Origin of the sequence: Aquiflexum lacus (assembly GCF_015476655.1) — a bacterium.
Taxonomy (GTDB): domain Bacteria; phylum Bacteroidota; class Bacteroidia; order Cytophagales; family Cyclobacteriaceae; genus Aquiflexum; species Aquiflexum lacus.
Map to the genome: position 1 here is coordinate 294,702 of NZ_JABFHF010000001.1, position 18,277 is coordinate 312,978.

The 18,277-nt window shown below is 35.7% G+C and carries 20 protein-coding genes; 16 read left to right on the plus strand and 4 right to left on the minus strand.

Annotation, left to right across the window (positions count from 1 at the left end; genetic code table 11):
* Nucleotides 1-18: 18 nt before the first annotated feature.
* Complete coding sequence (locus HMJ38_RS01300; protein ID WP_194972564.1) at nucleotides 19-3,243, minus strand: sigma-54-dependent Fis family transcriptional regulator; 3,225 nt, start codon at nucleotides 3,241-3,243, stop codon at nucleotides 19-21.
* Between the two features lie 1,008 nt (nucleotides 3,244-4,251).
* Here HMJ38_RS01300 and HMJ38_RS01305 point away from each other — a divergent pair.
* From HMJ38_RS01305 to HMJ38_RS01370, 15 genes are all read left to right on the plus strand, one after another.
* Nucleotides 4,252-4,869: a TetR/AcrR family transcriptional regulator gene (locus tag HMJ38_RS01305; RefSeq protein ID WP_194972565.1), complete on the plus strand. Its 618-nt coding sequence runs from the start codon at nucleotides 4,252-4,254 to the stop codon at nucleotides 4,867-4,869.
* Between the two features lie 71 nt (nucleotides 4,870-4,940).
* Nucleotides 4,941-5,378: a DUF2147 domain-containing protein gene (locus HMJ38_RS01310; RefSeq protein ID WP_228779818.1), complete on the plus strand. Its 438-nt coding sequence runs from the start codon at nucleotides 4,941-4,943 to the stop codon at nucleotides 5,376-5,378.
* A 17-nt stretch (nucleotides 5,379-5,395) separates the two neighbouring features.
* Nucleotides 5,396-6,175 carry an SDR family NAD(P)-dependent oxidoreductase gene (locus HMJ38_RS01315; RefSeq protein ID WP_194972566.1) on the plus strand — a complete coding sequence of 260 codons (780 nt, stop codon included), beginning with the start codon at nucleotides 5,396-5,398 and terminating at the stop codon, nucleotides 6,173-6,175.
* A gap of 4 nt (nucleotides 6,176-6,179) precedes the next feature.
* Complete coding sequence (locus HMJ38_RS01320) at nucleotides 6,180-6,980, plus strand: hypothetical protein (protein WP_194972567.1); 801 nt, start codon at nucleotides 6,180-6,182, stop codon at nucleotides 6,978-6,980.
* Between the two features lie 10 nt (nucleotides 6,981-6,990).
* A complete protein-coding gene (locus tag HMJ38_RS01325) occupies nucleotides 6,991-7,140 on the plus strand; it encodes a hypothetical protein (protein ID WP_194972568.1) in 150 nt (49 codons plus the stop codon).
* Nucleotides 7,137-7,328, plus strand: a complete 192-nt coding sequence (locus HMJ38_RS25240) for a hypothetical protein (RefSeq protein WP_228779819.1) — start codon at nucleotides 7,137-7,139, stop codon at nucleotides 7,326-7,328. The genes HMJ38_RS01325 and HMJ38_RS25240 overlap by 4 nt, the downstream gene beginning before the upstream one ends.
* 137 nt (nucleotides 7,329-7,465) lie before the next feature.
* Nucleotides 7,466-7,696 (plus strand): acyl carrier protein, encoded by a 231-nt coding sequence (locus HMJ38_RS01330; protein WP_194972569.1) that lies wholly within the window; start codon nucleotides 7,466-7,468, stop codon nucleotides 7,694-7,696.
* A gap of 134 nt (nucleotides 7,697-7,830) precedes the next feature.
* Nucleotides 7,831-8,613: a lipopolysaccharide kinase InaA family protein gene (locus tag HMJ38_RS01335; protein ID WP_194972570.1), complete on the plus strand. Its 783-nt coding sequence runs from the start codon at nucleotides 7,831-7,833 to the stop codon at nucleotides 8,611-8,613.
* Between the two features lie 52 nt (nucleotides 8,614-8,665).
* A complete protein-coding gene (locus HMJ38_RS01340) occupies nucleotides 8,666-9,799 on the plus strand; it encodes a BamA/TamA family outer membrane protein (RefSeq protein WP_194972571.1) in 1,134 nt (377 codons plus the stop codon).
* Between the two features lie 22 nt (nucleotides 9,800-9,821).
* A complete protein-coding gene (locus HMJ38_RS01345) occupies nucleotides 9,822-10,544 on the plus strand; it encodes a LytR/AlgR family response regulator transcription factor (RefSeq protein WP_194972572.1) in 723 nt (240 codons plus the stop codon).
* 157 nt (nucleotides 10,545-10,701) lie between these two features.
* Nucleotides 10,702-11,613 (plus strand): helix-turn-helix domain-containing protein, encoded by a 912-nt coding sequence (locus HMJ38_RS01350; RefSeq protein ID WP_194972573.1) that lies wholly within the window; start codon nucleotides 10,702-10,704, stop codon nucleotides 11,611-11,613.
* Between the two features lie 110 nt (nucleotides 11,614-11,723).
* Nucleotides 11,724-12,398, plus strand: coding sequence for a hypothetical protein (locus HMJ38_RS01355; protein WP_194972574.1), 675 nt, complete (start codon nucleotides 11,724-11,726; stop codon nucleotides 12,396-12,398).
* Between the two features lies 1 nt (nucleotide 12,399).
* Nucleotides 12,400-12,627, plus strand: a complete 228-nt coding sequence (locus tag HMJ38_RS01360; protein WP_194972575.1) for a DUF2798 domain-containing protein — start codon at nucleotides 12,400-12,402, stop codon at nucleotides 12,625-12,627.
* Nucleotides 12,628-12,652: 25 nt separating this feature from the next.
* Nucleotides 12,653-13,864: an NADH:ubiquinone reductase (Na(+)-transporting) subunit B gene (locus HMJ38_RS01365; RefSeq protein ID WP_194972576.1), complete on the plus strand. Its 1,212-nt coding sequence runs from the start codon at nucleotides 12,653-12,655 to the stop codon at nucleotides 13,862-13,864.
* A gap of 103 nt (nucleotides 13,865-13,967) precedes the next feature.
* A complete protein-coding gene (locus HMJ38_RS01370) occupies nucleotides 13,968-14,372 on the plus strand; it encodes a GNAT family N-acetyltransferase (protein WP_194972577.1) in 405 nt (134 codons plus the stop codon).
* A gap of 215 nt (nucleotides 14,373-14,587) precedes the next feature.
* On the opposite strand, the gene HMJ38_RS01375 is transcribed toward HMJ38_RS01370, so the two are convergent.
* From HMJ38_RS01375 to HMJ38_RS01385, 3 genes are all read right to left on the minus strand, one after another.
* Nucleotides 14,588-15,904 carry a flavin monoamine oxidase family protein gene (locus HMJ38_RS01375; protein WP_194972578.1) on the minus strand — a complete coding sequence of 439 codons (1,317 nt, stop codon included), beginning with the start codon at nucleotides 15,902-15,904 and terminating at the stop codon, nucleotides 14,588-14,590.
* Nucleotides 15,905-15,973: 69 nt separating this feature from the next.
* Complete coding sequence (locus HMJ38_RS01380) at nucleotides 15,974-16,639, minus strand: hypothetical protein (RefSeq protein ID WP_194972579.1); 666 nt, start codon at nucleotides 16,637-16,639, stop codon at nucleotides 15,974-15,976.
* Between the two features lie 92 nt (nucleotides 16,640-16,731).
* On the minus strand, nucleotides 16,732-17,313 hold the full coding sequence (locus tag HMJ38_RS01385) for a Crp/Fnr family transcriptional regulator (protein WP_194972580.1): 582 nt from the start codon (nucleotides 17,311-17,313) through the stop codon (nucleotides 16,732-16,734).
* A gap of 365 nt (nucleotides 17,314-17,678) precedes the next feature.
* Between HMJ38_RS01385 and HMJ38_RS01390 the strand changes: the two genes are divergently transcribed.
* The gene (locus HMJ38_RS01390; protein WP_194972581.1) at nucleotides 17,679-18,239 is read left to right on the plus strand and encodes a TetR/AcrR family transcriptional regulator; all 561 of its coding nucleotides are present in this window, start codon (nucleotides 17,679-17,681) and stop codon (nucleotides 18,237-18,239) included.
* Nucleotides 18,240-18,277: the final 38 nt, after the last annotated feature.

The window sequence follows — 18,277 nt, forward strand, 5'->3', positions numbered from 1 at the left end:
AGGTATTATTTAGAAATACTAAACGTATCGTTTACTAATTCCAAGTTTTTTAAGTTTTGATTCCAAAGTATTGGGATGAATGTCTAAAATTTCAGCGGCACCTCCTTCACCTCTAATTCTATATTTGGTGTTCTTTAAAGTTTCTAGAATATGATTTCTTTCCAATTCTAGAAGGTATTCATTCATTTGAACGATATTCTGTCCGAAAGAAAGTACTTCATGAGTACCATTTGAATTTTGTGATTTCTCCTTGGCTCTACTTTTAAAGTAAGCGTTACATTCAATAAGTTTACCTTCGGAGGTAATTATTGCCTGCTCAATCACATTTTGCAGTTCCCGTATATTGCCTGGCCATGAATGATTGTTTAAAAACTCTACTGATGATTTCGAAAATCCCTCAAAATGCTTCCCGATTTTTTTGGCAAATTTTCCGGAAAAATATTTACATAAATCGGCGATATCTTCCTTTCTATTTCTCAAAGGTGTAGAAACAATGGGAAAAACATTTAATCGGTAAAATAAGTCGGCTCTAAATGTTCCTTTTCTCACCTCCACTTCTAAGTCTCTATTTGTTGCTGCTACTATCCTCACATCGCAGGAAATACTTCCTGTTCCACCTACTCTTTCTATTTCCCTTTCTTGTAAAGCTCTCAACAGTTTTGGTTGGAGTTCTAAAGGCAGTTCCCCAATTTCATCCAAAAATAATGTGCCTTTATTCGCCAGTTCAAATTTACCTATCCTCCGATCAGTCGCCCCGGTAAATGATCCTTTTTCATGACCGAATAATTCTGATTCGATCAATTGAGGAGGAAGTGAAGCACAATTAACCTTGATCAAGGGCTTATCATTTCGATTTGATTGTTGATGAATCGCCCTCGCTATTAATTCTTTTCCGGTGCCAGTTTCCCCTTCAATCAATACAGTAGAATCAGTTTTGGCAACTTTCCCAATCGCTTTAAGTGTTTTCATTACAGCTTCACTGGTACCAATGATTTCACCAAAATTATTCCCATGCTGTACTTCCTCCATCAAATATTCCTTCTCTAATTCCAATCTACCTGATAGCTGCTTGATTTCATCATAAGCAAGACTTTTTTCGAGACATAACTTTAAAGTCGGCAAAATCCGTGTGACACACTCATAATGATCTTGACCCAAAATCTGTTCTTTGCTATTCAGAATAGTAAACTGGTAACTTTTTGATGGTGAAAGCCTGATAAATGAATTCATTAATGCATTTACCTTTTTTAGTTTTGATAAGAATCGAATTGGAGGATTTTCTACAAATAGATTTTGAAGCTCATTCTCCACAAAAATACCGTTGGGATGAATTGCAATAGATTTTTTTAATGCTTCGAACTGACTGAAGTTGATATCCAATATTTTCAAAAGCTCTTGCATTTCCAAAATCCTATATTCTTGGAAACCAATCATCTCTATTACAAACGTATTGTTTTCATCTTGATTATTAAATTGTACAATCAGTAAATCAAAAGGAATTAATTTATTTATTTCTTGGCCAAAGCCAACCCATTTTTCTTTCCAATCAATTTTTGCCGAAAAAATATTGTTAAAGGTTACCTGCATGGCCTTTTCTTTTTCTTTCGAGACTAACTGCTTGTGTTCAAGAATATTTTTTACTGCAATGGAAATTGAATGGCAGATTGATTGGAAAAATGAAAAATCTTCAGGATTAAAAAAATCTTTCTTTAAGGCATTCATACAAAAAAAACCACGAACCTCTCCATCAATTTTTAAATGATACCCAAGGCAATCCCTATATCCATAACCTAATACATCAAAATTAGTAAATTGAGGATAATCAGGATACAGTTTAATTAAGTCTGGAAAATCGATAACCACAGGGCTGTTTTCTTCACTAATTCTTTTTAATATATACTCGACTGGTGAATCTTTTTGTTTATATCTCTGAACTTTTAACCTCAGCATATTATTCCAGTCGCTTGGGCTTAAATCAATAATATCCACAGCCCAATCCTCATGGAAATCCTTTTTGCTATCCAAAACAAAAAGACCGCAGTCATGAAAATTAAAAAAAGGCTTTACTTTATTGATGATTATCTCAAGAAGACTTTCCGGGGTTTTAACTGTCGCTATTAATTCATTGACCTCAATCAACAATTGGCTTTCTCTTTCCTTTTTTAAAATGGTTTCATGGGAAAGAATATTAGACAATGCTGTTGCCAATTGTTCTGAAATAGATTTAAATAAGGGCTTATCATCTTCATGAAAAAAATCATCAGCTTTTGAGTTAAAGCATATTGCACCAATTTTTTGACCTTGAGAAACAAGCGGACCACCAATAAATGATTTCAACCCATATTCCAAACCTAAAATAAATTGCTCCTCCCATGGTTTACCAATTGAAAATTTCAATTCCTTTTCTATTTGATTAATTACGATATAATCTTTGATCCACCAACTTCTTGGATCTGATTCACTTAGTTTCCAAGGCCCTAACAAATTCTTACTTTTCAAGCCTTCTTGTAGTTCATCATAGGTGATGTTGTCATTAAAAACCTCACTCATTTGATCATTGACCACATCAATTAAATATAAACCTATGTTATCAAAAGGGAAAATTGGTTTGACTTTGTTTTCGATTAATTCAACCAAATCCTTGGTGCTTTTCACCAAAGTAATTCCACTGGAAATTTCTAAAAGTTTAGATTTTTCGTTTTCTTTTTCCTGTATAGACTCCTTGGAAATGATATTATCCACACCAATGGCGATTAATTCTGTAATACTTTTGGCTAGCTTTAATTTTTCTTCAGAAATAGGTTCAGAAAAGTGATAATGTTGAACACCAATCACCTTACCTCTGGATTTTAGTTTTATATAAAGATTATCGGTGATTCCCATACTTTTTAAAAGGGCCACCCTAGATCGGTTATAAATACCTGATTCTTCTCTTTCATCTATAGACAACATGCTAACATCTCCTTGATTAAGAACCCATAAATCTGAGGTACCTTCAAAGGAGAAATATTTATTCATAATTGAATCAATATTAAAACTTGAAACCTGATTGAAATTTCCGCTTGCGAGATAATATTTAAATTTGGTATAGTCATTATTATATAATGTAATAACCGATGCTTTAAAGCTTAATAAGGGCTCTATGTACTCTATTAAGGTATCCCAAAGTTCTTTCGAATTCTGTACTTTGGAAATTGATTTACTTATTTCTAATAAAATCGATTTTTCTCTTTCATTTTTCAAAACCCTTTCTTTATAAAGAATACTGTTTACTGCAATGGCTATCGAATTCCCTAAATAACCAAGATTGATTTTATCATCTGTCGAAAAACTACTTTTTTCTAAGGAATTTATGAAAAACACGCCAAAATCAATTCCATCAAATTTCAATAAAACGGCCATTCCCTCTTTGATATCTTTTGATTTTAAAATATCAAGTAGGGGGTGAGGAAAGGCATTGTTTAAGGATTCATAATCATAAATCTCAACTCCTTTAGATGTTAAATCCTTCATAATCCATTCAAGAGCAGATCCTTTATGGTTTATTCTATATAGACCCTTTTCCCTTAAAGTTTGTGTTGTATTGCTATTGCCTACTGCATCAATTTCAAGAAATAAATCGTAATGAAATTCTTTGGATTCGTCAACTATTGCTACTCCAATATCATGTAAATCAAAGATTTCAGAAGTTTTTTCTTTGAGAATAGAAAGTAACTTGACAGGATCTTGAGTGGAGGAAATTGCTTCAACTATGGACAAGATAGTAGAGGTGCTTTGGCTCGTCATGGGTATTTTTTTTGTGAATAAATCAAAATAAAAGCCAAAACACTTAACTTATTCAATACTAATGAGATAGCTTTTAATAAAAATACGAAAAAATCGTACATATCACATATTTTACATACGATAAATTAGTGTTTATCACTATTGATTTGGTTTACATTAATAATAACCTGTTGAAATAAAGTCAGTTAATTGACAACATTTAGGTCTTAAATTTTGCCTAATCAAAAAAAACAAAAAAGCAGAAATTTTTTAAATTAATGATTATCCGCTTCTTTATCAGTAACTCAATTTTTTACAATAAACAGGTCGGATTCAAAAAATGATAATTTTCAGGATGTGATAGCTCAAAAAGAAGAAATCGATTTTTAACCTGGTTTTTATTCAGTAATCTGATATAAAAAAAAATTAAATTTATTTGGATAAATGAACAATGTTCATTTATCTTTGGAAAAGATTTAAAAATCAATGGGTACTTCTGAACGCAAGGCAAAAGAAAAAGAAGAAATTAAAACTTTGATTTTGAATGCAGCAAAAAAATTATTTGTCAAAATAGGTAATGAACAAGTTACCATCAGGAAGATTGCGGAGGAAATTGAGTACAGCGTTGGTACGGTGTATGTTTATTTTAAGGATAAAAATGATATTCTTAATGAACTACACAGGCAGGGTTTCGGACAGTTAGGAAGTGCTATTGGAATTTTAAAAAGCGTTTCTGATCCTATGGAGAGATTAAAGGCACTCGGAAGAGTTTATTTTCACTTTGCTTTAGATAATCCAGATATGTATGACTTGATGTTCAACATGAAAGCACCCATGGAATTTCTAGAGGCCATGCAAAAAGAAGAATGGAATGAAGGGAAAGCCACATTTGATGTCTTGCGGAAAAACGTGGAGAAATGTATGGAAAGTGGACACTTTAAAGGACATCAATTAGAACCCCTTTCATTTGTAATTTGGAGTACAGTTCATGGTATGTGTTCATTACATATTAGTCAGAGAGTAAAAGGGGTGATTATTGAAAACCCTGAAAGTATAATAGAAAAAGCTTACGAAGAGTTTGTGGCATTAATTGATAAAGAATAATTTTTTTATTAGTTAATGAACAATATTCAATTAATAAACAATATTCACTATTCACTTTAAATAATATCTATATGTTAAAATCAATTTCAATTCTAATGCTGGCCATGCTGCCTATTTTCTCTAACTATCTAGAGTTATCCCTACCTAATGAAAAGGCCGATGCCATACTTGGTGATTGGGTAAATGAGGAGGGAAATGCAAAGTTTAACATTTACAAGTCCGACGGTAAGTACTTTGGGAAGATCACTTGGGGAACAGGTTTGGATACCAAAGATTCAAAAAATCCTGACCCCAAATTGAGAGGACAGGAATTAGTGGGATTGACTATTTTAAAAGACTTCAAGTTTGAGGGAAAAAACACATGGTCTGATGGGAGTATTTATGATCCTAATGACGGTAAAACCTATTCCTGCAAAATGACCTTAAAGTCCAATGGTCAGTTGGAAGTAAGAGGATATGTGGGAGTAAGCCTTTTTGGTAGGTCAGAAACATGGTCACGAATTAAATAATCAAACAACAAATTATCATGAAAGAATACATCTTGATTACAGGCGCTTCATCCGGAATAGGGTATGAAATGGCCAAAATGCTGGCTAAGGAAAAATACAATTTGATTTTGGTAGCCAGGAATATCGAAAAATTGGAAGAGCTTAAAAAATATTTGGTTGAAAGGCATCAGATAGATGTTCATTACATACCAAAAGACTTGGCTAATCCAAAAAACGCAATAGACCTCTACCATGAAATCAAATCTAAAGATATCATAGTTACACACTTGGTTAACAATGCCGGTTTTGGGGGATATGGAGATTTTGTAGAAACCTCTTTGGATCTTGAATTGGATATGGTTAATCTGAACATCAGCAGCCTGATAGCTCTATCAAAGTTGTTCGGGAGGGATATGGCCCGGCGTAAGTCTGGAAGAATCATGAATGTGGCCTCCATTGTGTCCTTTTTACCATTACCCTATTATTCGGTCTATTCAGCGACTAAGTCCTTTGTGCTGGCATTTTCCCAAACCATCGCAGCCGAATTGGAAGATACCAATGTTATCGTGACCACACTATGCCCAGGAACAGTTGAGACCCCATTTCATACTCCTGAAATGAGGAAAACCAATGTAATGAGCGCAAATAAGCCAATGCCACCACAAGAAGTGGCCAAAGAAGGAGTTCAACTTTTGTTGCATGGAAAAGGCAAGAAAGTAGTAGGTAAAATGAATTGGTTTTTGACTAACCTCCCTAGGATTACTCCAGGAGTCATCATGATGCGTATCAAGAAGAATTTGGCAAGTATCCCCACCTAAATAGATGAAAGATTTTCTCATGGAATTGAAGTTCAGGAATGAAACTTTATTCAGCTTCGGTTTGGTCTGTCTTGTTTTTGCTCTGATCTTTTTGACTATGACGAGGATCTCGCAAACACACCTTTATCAGGTAAATGCTTGGTATAAGCCATTTAAATTTGCCTTTTCCACCTTTTTGTTTGCATGGGCAATGGCTTGGTATTGCTACTATTTGCCATCATTCAATGTGCAGTTATTTAGTTGGGTGGTCATTATTCTATTGGGTTTTGAAATAGCATATATCGCCCTAAAAGCAAGTCAGGGACAACCTTCCCATTATAACAACAGTAGTTCGTTTCACTCTCTGATGTTTTCTATGATGGCACTCGCAGCTACTGGGGTTACTTTATATACAGCTTACATAGGATTGCTGTTTTTCATTCAGGACATCCCTAATCTAGAGAACCATTACCTGTGGGGTATCAGACTTGGAATATTGATTTTCGTCATTTTTGCCTTTGAGGGCTTCCTGATGGGAGGCAGAATGAGTCACACAATTGGACTGGAAAATGACAATTCCAATCTCTTCATTGTAGGTTGGAGCAGAAAAGTAGGAGATCTGAGGATTTCTCATTTCATAGGTATGCATGCTTTGCAGGTGTTGCCTATCTTTTCTTTTTATGCTCTAAAAAATTCCAAAGCTGTGGTTTTTGTGGGGATTCTCTATGGGGCTTTAGCAGCCGTCACTTTGCAGCAGGCACTCAAAGGGAAACCCTTTTGGCCAGAAAGCAAAAACAAGTTTCAAACAGAAATCAAAAAAAATTGAAATAAACTAAATGAAAACGACCTTAATAACAATTCTCTTGACCGAATTCATAAATGGTGTTTATGCCCAAACTAGTTCTAAGACAGCATTTGAAAGCAGGTTATCTCCCTTGGAGGTAAAAAATCCTATTGAGATGTTGAATTATTCAGAAGAAAGATGAGGCATTTCTCTGATTTAGTATTGAATAAATATTTCAAATTGGATGGAAACAGCCTTGCTTGGGTAATCATAGGAGGTCTGATCTCTTCTATGTTTCTCACACTTATCGTAGTGCCCTTCATCAATTACATCTTTGATCGGATCATGCAGAAAAGTTGGCAAGGAAGAAAAGAAAGAAATCCAGATTGAGGAAACCTCGGTGGAGGAATTTGAATCAGAGGCAGCTGCCTATGTATAAGACCTTGGGTATTGCCGGGAGGATTTTTCGGAACTCCCGGCACCAGGGCACAATTATATAAAATCAATCAACATTTTAGAAAACAGATATGAAGAATTTTAACAAACTAAAAAGGATGACCCATGTATTCCATCAATACGGGATCTACCTCACCGGAAAAAAGAGATTTGATGACTTATACGAAGTCCATAAAATGGATCAGATATTCGTAATGGGTCTGATCTATGAGCTTGAAATAGTCAGCCGTAACCACATGAAAGATGAAGATGCTTACCGGATCAAGGCTCCTGCACAGATCATTGAGTTGCTGATCGCCTGATTGGATTTTTAAGGAGGGCTCCGGATCAAAGGAGTGATTAAGTTAGATGATAAGGCTTTTTCTCCGGTTCCCTCCATTCTTCAGATTTAGTCTTGGCCTCAATTAAACACGGACAGTAAAGCATTTGATAAAAAATGAAACAGGTGATGAAAATCAATGATCGGTTTATGTTTCTGGAAGGATTCCTGAACAGACTTCCTTTTGTCTTCGGAGGCATGGACGGTTTGATTTTTAAAAAGAGGAACACAATCAAACTGCAAACCATTTCCGATCAAAAAGTGGTGATCAAGTCCTTTGAGAAAATTTATCTTGCCAATAGATTTATCTACAGGTTTTTCCGTGACAGCAAAGGTAAAAGAGCTTTTGAAAATGCGATCTATTTTCTTTCACAGGGGATAAATACACCGCAGCCCATAGCCTACCTGGATTGCTACAGTAATTGGTTTTTTAAATCGGGGTATTTCATCTGCGAATATTCCGATTTTCCGACACTGGAGAGCTTTCAGGATCTTGAGGGCACTGAAAAAAAGAAAGCGCTTTTTGATTTGGGGAATTTCATCATTGACTTACATCAAAAAGAGATCTATCACCTGGATTTTTCACTGAGCAATATACTTTTCAAGAAAATGGATGGTACCTACCGATTCTCTTTGGTGGACAACAACAGGGTAAAAATCAAACAGATTACGCTTAAAATGGGAGTGAAAAGCCTGATAAGACTCGGATTGCCCAATAATGATATGATTTTCCTGATTGAGTACTATGCCCAAAGAAGAGGACTCGATGAAAATAAAATCCTTAAAATATATTTTAAATATAAATATGATCAGGAAGTAAAATACAAGAGAAAAATTCTGCTTAAAAAACTCGCAAAACAACTTTTTCACTTTTCACTAAAGTCAAAGTCCAGTTTATAAATCAGTTTCGATCAGGAATGTCCAATTGTATCAACCAATCAGCTTTGCCCCAATGAAATACATTCTAAGTGCTCTTATTTTCTTATTTATGATTCCGGAGATAAAAGCCCAGAACAAATCTTTGGTCAGGAAGTATTTGGAAGGATTTGGAAACAACAGCCAAAATCTTTCCAGGCCCCAATTTTTGGTATATCCGACCATCGGTTATTCCCCGGAGACCAATACGGAATTCGGATTGAGCGGACTGTATTTATATTATGTCAATCAGGATACTTCAAACAGGCTGAGCGAGATCACGGCAAGGGGTTTTTATACCCTTGAAAACCAATACGGCGCCTTTGTCGAACATGCCCTGTACAGTGACAGAGACAAATGGTTTTTCCTTGGGAACCTCAGGTACCAGAGCTTCCCCTTATCCTTCTTCGGAATAGGGGCAAACAGTACCCTGGACGATGAGCAGATAGTTGCTGCCAACCAACTGTTGATCAAAGAACGGGTACTTAGGAGGTTGAAACGTAATTTCTATTTCGGTCTTGAACTGGAGTTGAACAATACCTCTCAGGTAAGTTTCAGTAAGCCGGAAAATTTTGAAGGTGAAAATCCAATAGTGGGAATGAACGGATTTACGACCTTTTCGACAGGAATCGGATTTGTGCTGGATTCCAGGCACAATGTGCTGAACGTGAGGGACGGGTACTTTTCAGAATTGGCCGTATTGGGATCTTTTGACAATTTGGGGAGTGATTATTCCTTTGGTTCGGTAATCAGTGATACGCGCTATTTTAAAAGTATAAGGAAAAACCAGGTCCTGGCCCTGCAGCTTTTGGGACAGTTTACCTGGGGCGATGTGCCGTTCAACCAGCTTCCCCAATTGGGCGGTCCGAATCTTTTGCGGGGCTATTATCAGGGCAGGTTCAGGGATAATAATCTGATGGCGGCCCAGGTGGAATATAGGTTTCTGCCATTCCCGTTAAAGTTTACAGAAAGGATAGGGGGTGCTGTATTTGCCTCGGTCGGCACTGTGTATGATCAGCCCCATAAAGTGGACTTCGGAAAAATGAAAGGTACAGCCGGTGCAGGTTTGAGATACCTGTTGTTTCCCCAGAAGGATATTTATGTCCGGTTGGATTATGCTTTTACGCGGGAAGGGAATGCTTTCTATATCTACATAGGGGAGGCTTTTTAGCAATCATCTGACAGGCAAGGATATGAAAATCAGAGCAATTATCGTTGACAATGATGTTTCGGCAATTAAAGAGTTGGAAACATTGCTAAGAAAGATTTCCCGGATAGATATAATCGCAAAAACCGAAAAGTCACATGAAGCGATCACACTGACAAATGAACTGAAGCCGGATCTTATTTTCCTGGATATCGATATGCCCGGGATGGACGGATTCGAACTGCTTGAAAATTTGGAGGACATTCCGGAAATTGTTTTTGTGACAAAAAACGAAAGGTCAGCCATCAGGGCATATGAATTCAGTGCGCTTGATTATTTGCTCAAGCCGGTTGATTTCCATCGTCTGTCGGAAGCGGTCTCCCGTTTCGAAATGTGGAAAGCAAAAGAGGAGAAAGCTGTAAAAGAGGAACGGCTAAAGCTAGAAAACAGGATACTGATAAAGGACAGTGAAAAGTGCTATTTTGTACCTGTGGGGGATATTTTCTTGTTTGAAAGTGAAGGGGATTATGTAAGGGTCCATTTCGGGGAGAATCAGCCTTTGCTCAACAAGACCCTCAGCTACCTGGAAAGCAGGTTGCCTAAAGATGTCTTTTTCCGAGCCAATAGACAGTTTATTTTCAATATCAACTATGTAAAAAAAATAGACAGCTACTTCAACAGTACTTTGATGATAGAATTGCAAAGTGGTCGCAAGATTGACCTGAGCCAAAGGCAGAGTGCTAAGTTTAGGGACAAAACAGGGTTTTGATAGAATTAAATTTGCAAAGGAATGGAGGTTTTTCCACCAAAACAAATACATCAAAATAATTGCAATGGGTTTGCTTTTTCATATGCTTTCAGACTATCAGGATTGCTTGTGGAATGAATTTATTAAATTGTAATGTTTAAAATTATGCCATTTTAAAATGAAACAATTAAAAGATTTAATTCCAACCCTTTCAATCAATGCATTCAGTCAACTTCATTTTTCTTCAAATCTTAACTCCTCATTAAATGAACTGATTGATCCGGAAGAGTTTCTGCTGCAGCGCTTAGAAGATACTGTTGCGTCTATCAAATTACCCATTCCACCGCATAGAAAGACAGTTTATGATTTTATTGTAATCAAAGAAGGGGAGGCCCAGCGAACTTTTGGACTTACTAATTATTTTTTGAAAACCAATCAGGTTTTTTTAATGCCTACCAATCAAATCACCTCAACTCCATATATCAGTGCTGATATAAGAGGATACTATTGTCACTTTACTCTTGGTTTTCTTGAAGGTTTGATTCCTTACTTTGATAAGCTTGCAATATTCAAAGACAATCAAGTAGTAATCGATTTGTCTCAGGGTGATATAGATTCAATTTGCAGTAAATTGAAAGTTTTGTGGGGTTTATCGAATACTGAGCTGAAGCATAAAAAAGCCCAATTGACACTGTCTTTAATGGCGGTTTTATTTGAAATCGAAAATCATGTTCCTGTTGTAGAAAATAAAAGGAGTGTTTCAGCTTCAGAGCGAATTAACGCTGATTTCAAAAAGTTGTTGAATGAACACATCAAGACTATGAGAAAGGTAAGTGATTATGCAGATCTTTTGAATATATCACCCAATCATCTCAATAAATGTATCAAATCTGTAAGTGGAAAGTCCGCCAACCAATGGATTTTGGATATGATGTTGTTGGAAAGTAAAACCATGTTGATTCAAAGTAAATGTTCGATCTCTGATATTTCCTTTTCCCTGAATTTTGATGATCCAAGTTACTTTAGCCGTTTTTTTAAAGCGTCGACAGGCTTATCTCCATTGCAATACCGTAAGCAAAATAAATTTTGAGGTATATGAGTCCAAATTGATTCAATTGGATTGATTATCACATTTTTTTGACGAGTTTATCCTAACTGAGAGGGTTATAGTGATTTAATTTTGCATAAAAATTAAGATTTATGCGACAATCAATGATCATCTTCTCTTTAATGTTATTCATCTTTTCAAACAGTAGCTACGCACAAGAGCAAGGGGCAGGAAGACCTCCTATGAGTCCACCAATTCAACCTGAGCTACACCTTGGGCATAACAAACTGGTTTTTCAAAATATAATGATTAAACCCTTGGATGAAGCGCATCGATGGGACTTTTTCAATATTACTTATTTTGATAGCCATTTTCAGGACCAGGACAAACCATTCAATGAAGGGCTGATCCAGACCTTTGTTGCTTACAATTTTCTAAAAGGCGTTGGGTTAGGTGTAGGAGGAACATATAATACATTTACTGGAGTCAACCCCAACTTAGTCGGACAGTTTGTCAATGCAGGTCCAGGCCATTTGGTGGTATTTTTTGTTGCGGCCCATCTGAAGTCTTCTCCTTCTTACGAGGCATTTACCCAAATCCAATACAGACCCAGAATATCAGAAAATACCAGACTCTTTACCCAGTTAATGGCGCTGACCAATTGGAATCAATTGGAAATCCACAGCCGTAGTTTTCAGCAATTGAGAGTGGGCTTGGATGTAAAAACCTATCAGTTTGGTATAGGAGCTGATTTTGATCAATACGGTCCTAATCGACAGTCAAAAACTAATATTGGTCTATTTGTAAGAACTGAAATATTCAATTGAAATGAAATTTAAGCCACAGCAAGCGCATATCGTATTTATTTTCCTGGTGTCTGTAATGATGACAGCAGTAATGTCATTTGCAATCTTGATGTTGAGAGTCGGATGGAGTTCAGATTTCATCCTTATTTGGTTAGCTGATTTTGCTATTGGATGCCTTTTTTCCATCCCTGCTGGATTTTTACTTGTTCCAATGATCAAAAGATGGATTGATAAAAGAACAGAAACTTAATCTTTGATATAAAACGTTGAATTCGATGAAAATCATAACAGAACGTCTCAACAAAATTCGTCCGCAATTTGAGACTGGAGGACAGTTTGAAAGATGGCACTATCTATTCAATATGATAGATACCATTTTGATAGTTCCCAATCATACTTCTGGTACTAGGGGAGTGCAAATAAGGGATGCCGTTGACTTGAAGAGATATATGATTACTGTAGTGTTTTCACTTTTGCCGGTCTTATTGTTCGGTATTTGGAATACAGGCCATCAGCATTTTTTAGCAATAGGGGAAGTTGTAAGCAATCAGGAAAAACTCCTTTTAGGCCTAAGGTTGGTTTTACCAATTATTCTCGTTTCATACACAGTAGGGGGTTTCGTAGAGGTTACCTTTGCATTGATCCGAAAGCATCCAGTCAATGAAGGTTTTCTGGTAACAGGAATGCTGATTCCATTGATTCTCCCGGTAACTATACCATTATGGCAAGTGGCCTTGGCCACTGCATTTGCCCTGGTAATTGCAAAGGAAGTTTTTGGAGGTACAGGTATGAACATTCTTAACGTTGCCATGACTGCAAGAGCATTTTTGTACTTTTCTTACCCTTCCCAAATATCAGGAGAAGTCTGGACCTATATCCCTGATTCTTCTCAAGTGGTAGAAGGGTATTCGGGTGCTACAGCCTTGGCTATTGCACAGGAATCGGATGGAGGTTTAACCGTAGTGCAAAGTCTTTCTCAAGCAGGTTTGTGGTCTGGCCAGGAGTTGTTTTCTTTTTGGAATATGTTTTGGGGAATTATTCCCGGCTCCATTGCAGAAACGTCAACCTTGGCTTGTCTCATAGGTGCAGCGATCTTAATCTTTACAGGTGTAGGAAGCTACAAAATCATTGTCAGTGTGTTTTCAGGAGCGTTTTTAATGGGATTATTCTTCAATTGGTTAGGGTATTTGGGTGTAGATTCATCCTTTATAGAACTTCCATCACATTATCATTTGGTCATGGGCGGATTGGCTTTTGCGGCTGTTTACATGGCCACCGACCCTGTGACGGCCACTCAAACTGAGTCAGGTAAGTGGATTTATGGATTCTTGATAGGTGTTTTGACTATTGTAATCAGGGTTTTTAATCCGGCTTATCCTGAGGGAGTAATGTTGGCAGTTTTATTTATGAATGTTTTTGCACCATTAATTGATTTTTACATTGTGAAACAAAACAAGAAAAAAAGGTTAAAAAGAATATTGAATTGATAATTGGATTAATTGTTGTGGATTTGCTCTCTTTTTGCCAGCGATTTTTAAATGTGACTTTGATTATTTTTATCTTCAACCTTATGTTTAAAAATTAATCAATATGATTATCATTTCAGAGCGAAGGGATATCGAACCTGAAGCTATTTTAGATTTATACCGGGCCAATAAATGGAGTTCTGCAGACAAGCCAAATGAGCTATACAATGGTTTGATAAATTCGCATTCATTGTTTTCCGCATGGGACCATGAAATTCTAGTAGGTATCGGCAATGCGATTTCAGATGGACACCTAGTGGTGTATTATCCTCATTTACTGGTTCATCCAGAATATCAGGGTAAAGGGATCGGACATTTGATCGTCAAGAAAATGCAAGAAAAATATGGCCATTTTCATATGCAGATGCTTACCGCTGACGGCAAAGCGATTGATTTCTATCATAAAGTTGGATTTGTAAGGGCCGGTAAGACTGAACCCATGTGGATTTATAAAGGTGACGAACATTGAGATGAATGTTTGAAACAGAAAGGGTTTTTAACATTTGGTAAATTGTCTTGGAGAAAAAAACTTTAAATTATCTGAAAATCAAACCTCCATGCAACAACTTATTGAAACCATCTTGCAATTTGGATCCTTAATCAATCAACAGATTAGAAAAACGTTCTATAAGCAGACCAACTTGCTTATTTTTTGAATTTTGGGCTTTTGTTCTAAATTAACTTCTACTGAAATTCTTTTAAAACCTGTATTGCGGAATCAATGGCACCATGTACTGTACCGTAATCAAAGCAGATGTTCATCGCCTCACCTGCAAAAAATATTTTGTTCCCTATAGGTTTTCTTACTATTTCCCTTGCTGATGTACCCCCGGGCTTGGTGTAGCTGTAAACACCATTGATGTAAGATTCAGCTCCCCAATCCTGAGCCAGATTATCAATGTAGTATTTAGAAGCCTGTCCATCAAAATTAGCATCAAGCTCTTTAAGATAATTTTCTATAGCTTTTTGAGGGTTTTCGTAATACATTTCTGCTTTAATTCCCATAATTAGAGAAGCTAACAGACCTTGAGATGAAGCTTCATTTTTAGTTGGGTCAATGTAATAGCCCGCATACTTCCCATTGAATATGCTGTGATTAAAAAACTGCTTCTCAAATTTTAGGAATAGTTTTAAGCCCTTGTCCATACCAATAAGCTCCAATGCCTTTTTCTTGTCATTTGGTAACAATGGGGCAAACTGAATGGCATTGGATTTTAGGACGGTAATTGGAACGGTGATGATAATTTTATCAAACTCATAGCTTTGGTTTTCTTTATTGGAAACTTTAATCAACGAGTTTGTATAATCAACACTTTTAACGGGGAAGTTAAAAACAATCTCCTCCTTCAAACCCTTCACAAATCTTTCTTGAAGAAAACCATACATGGTTGTATTTTTAAACTGATAGTCCACAGGGTCAAGTTGCTGTGTCATCTTTGAAACTTCATTGACTGAAAATCTCTCTGCTTTGGTTGTAGTATCTGTTAGCACGTTTTCAATCAACTCGATAAAGTCAGAATCATTGCTGAATTGCTTTGCATAATTTAAAACCGAAACATCATTTTGCAAAGGTGTTTTGAGCTGTAATTCATTTATGAATTGATAAAATTCTGATGGAAAATCGTCTAAAAGCAAGCCTTTGTAAAGAAATTTAATAGATTCATTTTTTTTGTCAACATAGGTGGGTGTTTTATTATTCTTGACGATTTTGTACATTTCATTATCGTGTCCGTGTATCCACTGTGCCCCCAAGTCAATAGGACTTGAATAAAACCCTTCATTTTCAAAAATTCTACCTCCTGCTCTATTTTTAGCCTCAAGTACAGTGACTTTATGTCCTTGTTTTTTGAGGATGTCTGCTAAATATAAGCCTGAAATACCTGCTCCAATCACTCCGATTTTTTGGCTAGGTTTCTTACCCTCCCCAAAAGTAAAACTTGGAAACATCATTGTGCATAGTCCTATTAGGGATACGTTCTTCATAAAATCTGATCTGTTCATTTTATGGCTATTGATGATCTATAAATTAAAATTCTTGATTTTTAAGACTATCGTAACGGTACCTTTCCATTAAGGTGTTATTCGTAAAAAGAGACCATAATTCTGGAAATTGCCTTGATTTTTAAAGAATTGGTTGAAGTCTGCACCTATGCCAAATTGAAATTTCTGTTTGAAGTCTAAACCTATCCTTAGAAGTTGAATACTTTGTTGATGCGCTGTAAATAAACCGAGAATATCCCTTTGAGGGCTAAAAGCTGTTCTATCAGTTAAAAGGTTTGTGCTGAAAATTAGCTGTGAAAAAATACCCCAAGTATCGTTTAGCTGCGGGGTATAGCCGACCAACCCGAGCATATTAAATGATTTGATGCTATCTAAAAGGATTGTGGGATATGTTTCAATAAATAAATCACCCTTTGTATTGGCATAACTTAGGTTTAATCCAATGGAAGGCACAAATGATTCACCTTCAAATCCTCCACCGGCAGAAATACCAAGCCAATTAGTTATTTGGTACGTCAGTTGTCCTTCAATAGAAAAGTTATTGTAAGCTTCATCTTGATAATCTATGGCAAACCTGCTTAAGGTGAAGAAGTTGAATCTACCATTGCTATCAATCTCTTTTTCCCAATAGTTAATATAATGAGTCTGCTTGTTACCTATTAGTACTTCCGTAGGGATTTGTCCAAAAGCATTGGACACGTACATTACCAAGATTATAAATATTAAATTTTTCATGATGCACTAACTGAGTTTATTTTGTTAGTGCAAAACTATGTATGCGGTTGCTTGATAAGTTTGACCTAAATCAAAAAGTGTTTTGACTTATATCAAAAAGATGGCTTTTCGTTCCTAATTCTGCTAAGGGTTTCTTGAGAAATATTGAGGTAAGAAGCGATATTGCCCAATGATACCCTTTGGGAGAATGATGGTTCTTTCTTTAATAGATTAAAATAGCGTTCGGTTGCATTCATAAATTGAAGTTCGTCAATTCTTTGTTCTATTTGGTGAAAATAGTTGTTTTCCAGCATCTTTATATACCAAATACAGAAAGCATGATGCTTTTGCTGAAGCTTTTGAACATCAGAATATGCAATTGCATATATGATGCTGTCTTCCAAAAGTTGTATGTTTTCTCTGGCGGGTTGTTGATTGAGCAGCGAGGGTATATCTGTCGTAAAGTTGTTTTCTACTGTAAACCAAGTGTTCCGCTCCTTACCTCTATCATCAACATAAAAATGTCTTGTCAATCCACTTTGGACAAACCAAATGTTATGACATATCATCCCCGACCTTAATAGGAAATAATTTTTAGGCAAATCATGGTATTTAAAAACGTTACAAACATCTTCCAATACCTCTTGAGGTAAATGCCAAATATGGTTTATGGAATTTTCTATCTGGATTGACATAGTGTTTGACTAAGATTTTATAAGTGCTAAAAATAAATGTTTTCATTTTAGTAGCAACTTTCTTAGAGTCGTAAAAATTATAGATTCCTAAAATTAACAACCAATTAATCAATTTATTGAATATGGTTTTGAGAGTTCTGGCTTCTACATATGGTGTTTTTATTGAAAATTGTTCAGGGTTTTGGGGCATACGCTTTAATACTTTTTTTAGGACTAATTATTTTCATGATAAAATCTGATCTTATTATCTTTCAACGCTTCAATTAATCAACAGTATCAGAAAAAATATTAGCTATTATCAAATAAGTTTTTGGAAATTAAAAATGTTTATTACATTTGTGACTGATTAGTCAATCACAATAGAAATGGATAAGAGAAGTCTCATAATAAATTCAGCGCTTAAACTGTTTGTAGAACATGGTTTTCACGGAACAGCGACAAGTAAAATTGCACAGGATGCCGGAGTAGCCAACGGGACACTTTTTCAATACTTCAAGACCAAGGAGGAATTGGTAATTTCATTATACATCCATTTCAAAGATGAGTTATCAGAATATATTTCTAAAAACACATCCGAGAATGCAGACATAAAAAAAGCCTTAAAAACACAAGTTTTATCTTCATTGATTTGGGCTTTGGATAATACAACTAAATTTCGTTTTATCCAGCAAGTACATACTTCTCCTTATATTACCCAAGTTGATCAAGATGTCCTGAAAAATCAGGTTGAGCCTCATTTATTTCTTATTCAGAAAGGTATTAAGGAAGGAATTTTAAAGCCTTTGCCTGTTGATCTAATTTATGCATTAATAAGTAGTCAGATTTTTGGTTTGTATCAATACCTGACTTCACAAAAACTTTCTAAAACAAAGCAAAATGAAACCATTGAAACAACATTTGAAATGCTTTGGAATATGTTGGCATAAAAAAATTTTATAACCAAAATAGACTGATTAGTCAATCA

Bases quoted from the DNA above. Each gene is read 5' to 3' on its own strand.
- HMJ38_RS01305 (WP_194972565.1), top strand. From the start codon at position 4,252: ATGGGTACTTCTGAACGCAAGGCAAAAGAAAAAGAAGAAATTAAAACT.
- HMJ38_RS01310 (WP_228779818.1), top strand. From the start codon at position 4,941: ATGTTAAAATCAATTTCAATTCTAATGCTGGCCATGCTGCCTATTTTC.
- HMJ38_RS01315 (WP_194972566.1), top strand. From the start codon at position 5,396: ATGAAAGAATACATCTTGATTACAGGCGCTTCATCCGGAATAGGGTAT.
- HMJ38_RS01320 (WP_194972567.1), top strand. From the start codon at position 6,180: ATGAAAGATTTTCTCATGGAATTGAAGTTCAGGAATGAAACTTTATTC.
- HMJ38_RS01325 (WP_194972568.1), top strand. From the start codon at position 6,991: ATGAAAACGACCTTAATAACAATTCTCTTGACCGAATTCATAAATGGT.
- HMJ38_RS25240 (WP_228779819.1), top strand. From the start codon at position 7,137: ATGAGGCATTTCTCTGATTTAGTATTGAATAAATATTTCAAATTGGAT.
- HMJ38_RS01330 (WP_194972569.1), top strand. From the start codon at position 7,466: ATGAAGAATTTTAACAAACTAAAAAGGATGACCCATGTATTCCATCAA.
- HMJ38_RS01335 (WP_194972570.1), top strand. From the start codon at position 7,831: ATGAAACAGGTGATGAAAATCAATGATCGGTTTATGTTTCTGGAAGGA.
- HMJ38_RS01340 (WP_194972571.1), top strand. From the start codon at position 8,666: ATGAAATACATTCTAAGTGCTCTTATTTTCTTATTTATGATTCCGGAG.
- HMJ38_RS01345 (WP_194972572.1), top strand. From the start codon at position 9,822: ATGAAAATCAGAGCAATTATCGTTGACAATGATGTTTCGGCAATTAAA.
- HMJ38_RS01350 (WP_194972573.1), top strand. From the start codon at position 10,702: ATGAAACAATTAAAAGATTTAATTCCAACCCTTTCAATCAATGCATTC.
- HMJ38_RS01355 (WP_194972574.1), top strand. From the start codon at position 11,724: ATGCGACAATCAATGATCATCTTCTCTTTAATGTTATTCATCTTTTCA.
- HMJ38_RS01360 (WP_194972575.1), top strand. From the start codon at position 12,400: ATGAAATTTAAGCCACAGCAAGCGCATATCGTATTTATTTTCCTGGTG.
- HMJ38_RS01365 (WP_194972576.1), top strand. From the start codon at position 12,653: ATGAAAATCATAACAGAACGTCTCAACAAAATTCGTCCGCAATTTGAG.
- HMJ38_RS01370 (WP_194972577.1), top strand. From the start codon at position 13,968: ATGATTATCATTTCAGAGCGAAGGGATATCGAACCTGAAGCTATTTTA.
- HMJ38_RS01375 (WP_194972578.1), bottom strand. From the start codon at position 15,904: ATGAACAGATCAGATTTTATGAAGAACGTATCCCTAATAGGACTATGC.
- HMJ38_RS01380 (WP_194972579.1), bottom strand. From the start codon at position 16,639: ATGAAAAATTTAATATTTATAATCTTGGTAATGTACGTGTCCAATGCT.
- HMJ38_RS01385 (WP_194972580.1), bottom strand. From the start codon at position 17,313: ATGTCAATCCAGATAGAAAATTCCATAAACCATATTTGGCATTTACCT.
- HMJ38_RS01390 (WP_194972581.1), top strand. From the start codon at position 17,679: ATGGATAAGAGAAGTCTCATAATAAATTCAGCGCTTAAACTGTTTGTA.